General features: G+C 80.2%; 1 protein-coding gene and 1 pseudogene. Both read right to left on the bottom strand.

Annotated elements, in window-relative coordinates:
• Window positions 1–701 (bottom strand): annotated as a pseudogene (locus AR3_RS28900) (hypothetical protein); the annotation flags it as partial.
• 17 nt (window positions 702–718) lie between these two features.
• Window positions 719–2,341, bottom strand: a 1,623-nt coding sequence (locus tag AR3_RS31400) for a primosomal protein N' (RefSeq protein WP_067918785.1), incomplete at its 5' end; no start/stop codon positions are given.

Genomic DNA, 2,341 nt, shown 5'->3' with positions numbered 1-2,341 from the left:
CCGGCGATCCCGGCCTCCTCCGCGGCCCGCCGCAGCCGGTCGGAGCCGCCGGCCAGCGCCTCGGCGACGAGCGGGGACGAGCGGGCGGCCGCGGCGAGCTCGGCCTGCGGCGCCAGCCGCACGGGCGGGACGACCAGTTCCTCGGCCCGGCGCAGGAACTCCTCGGTGCGCGCGTAGCGCTCGGCCTCCGGCAGCGCCTCGAAGTCGCGCACCCAGCGCTCGACGGCCTCGGCGTCGTCGGGGTCGACCCCCTCGGCCACCATCATCCCGTGGATCACCTCGGCCGCGGCCTGCCGCTCGGCGGTGTCGGCGGCCGACACCGCCTCGGCGAAGCGGGGCGCGAGCGCGTCGAGCTCGGCGGCCAGGGCGGCGCGGCGCTCGGCCGGGACGGCCCCGGACTCGCCCAGGAACGCCACGAGGCGGTGCGCGGTGGCCAGGATGTCGGGCACCTCGTCGGCGCTCGCGACCACCGTGTCGGGGAACACCTCGAGCAGCAGGCGGCGCAGCAGCGCGGGCGTCAGCTCGTCCGGCCCCGCCAGGCCGAGGTCGTCGCGCATGAGGTCGAGCAGCAGCCGCGCGCCGCGCGGGTCGACGGTGTCGTCGCCGTGCTCGTCCGCCCACGCGCGCAGCGCGCCGTCCACGCCGCCGACCCAGTCGTCCACCCGGTCGCGCACCCGCTCGTCCACCCAATTGTCGGCCACTCGGAGAACCCTAGTGGTCAGACCAGCTCGAGGGGGTCGATCTGGATGCGGACCGTCTCCGGAGCCTTGCGCGCGCTGCGCACCCCCTGGGCCTCCTTCAGCGCGCGCGCCAGCTGCGGCCCGGCGCGGCGCGGCACCCGGATGAGGGCGCGTTCCCTGTCCCGGCCCTCCGCGTCGGCGGGCGCGGCGGAGGGCGGCGCGGGCAGCGGGACGGGGCCGAGGACTTCGGCGCCCTCCGGCAGGCGCACCTCGGCAAGCAGCTCGCGGAGCGCCGCCGGGGACGCGGTGAGCGAGGCCATGCGCACGGCCGGCGGGAAACCCGCGCCGCGCCGTTCGGCGAGCTCCCGTTCGGCGAACGTGACCGGGTCCCAGCGGATGAGCGCCTGCACGGCCGGCAGCGCCCCTTCGGCGGCCACCACGACCGGCGCCGACGGGCGGACGAGCGCGGCGGCGTTCATCCAGCGGCGCAGCGTCTCCTCCCCCGCCCGCAGGTCGGGACGGCCCAGCAGCACCCAGCCGTCCAGCAGCAGCGCGGCCGCGTACCCGCCGTCCGCCACCGGCTCGGCGCCGGGCGTGGACACCACCAGGGCGGGCTCGGCCCCGACCGTGTCGAGCACCCCGTCGCGGCCGGACGTCCTGACCTTGACGCCGGGGAACGCGCGCCCCAGCTCCTCGGCCGTGCGCCGCGCCCCGACGACGACCGCGCGCACGCGGATGTGCCCGCAGGCGGGGCAGCGCCAGTCGCCCGCGATGCGGCCGCACCACCGGCAGTACGGGATGGCGTGGGACGACCTCAGCGCCAACGGCCCCTGGCAGGCGGCGCAGCGGGCCGGGGCGCGGCAGCGCCCGCACGCCAGGCCGGGCAGGTAGCCGCGGCGCGGCACCTGCACCAGCACCGGGCCGTCGGCCAGCGCGCGGCGCGCCGTCTCGAACGCCAGGTGCGACAGGCGGGCGGTGCGGGCGGCGCCGTCGCGGGCCAGCTCGGCGTCGTCGCCCGCGGGCCGCACCCGCGGCATGACCCGCCGGATCCGCGTCCGCTCGGGCGCCAGCGCGTGCGCCCAGCCGCTCTCCACCAGCTGCGTGGTCTCGGTGGTGCGGGTGAACCCGCCGAACAGCGCGGCCGCGCCGCCCCGGTGCGCGCGCAGCGCCAGCACCTCGCGGGGATGCGGGTAGGGGGCGTGCGGCTCGGCGTGCACGTCGTCGCCGTCGTCCCACAGCACGACCAGGCCGAGGTCGGCGACGGGCGCGAACATCGCCGCCCGGGTGCCGACGACCGCGCGCACCGCGCCGCGCAGCACCGCCAGCCAGCGCCGGTAGCGCTCGGCGGGCCCGAGCTCGGCGGTGAGCGCGACGTGCCGGCCCTCCCCCAGCTCGGCGGTCAGGGCGGCGTCCGCGCGGGCCACGTCGCGTCCGTCGGCGAGCACGACCAGCGCGCCGCGCCCGGCCGCCAGGGTCACCGCGACGGCGCGGGCGATCGCCGCCGTCCAGGCCGGGCCCGGCAGCGCGGTCCACACCGCGCGGGGCGCCCGCCCGTCCGCCAGCGCGGCGAGGAACGCCGGCCCGGCCGGGTACTCGCGCCACGGCCCCGGGTCGAGCGCCGGTCCGCCCGCGGGGGCCGCGGGCGCGGCGGGCGGCGTCTC

This window comes from Actinomadura rubrobrunea NBRC 15275 (genome assembly GCF_001552235.1).
Taxonomy (GTDB): domain Bacteria; phylum Actinomycetota; class Actinomycetes; order Streptosporangiales; family Streptosporangiaceae; genus Spirillospora; species Spirillospora viridilutea.
Note: the sequence above shows the minus strand (reverse complement) of the source record. Positions and strands in the feature narration are given on the sequence as shown.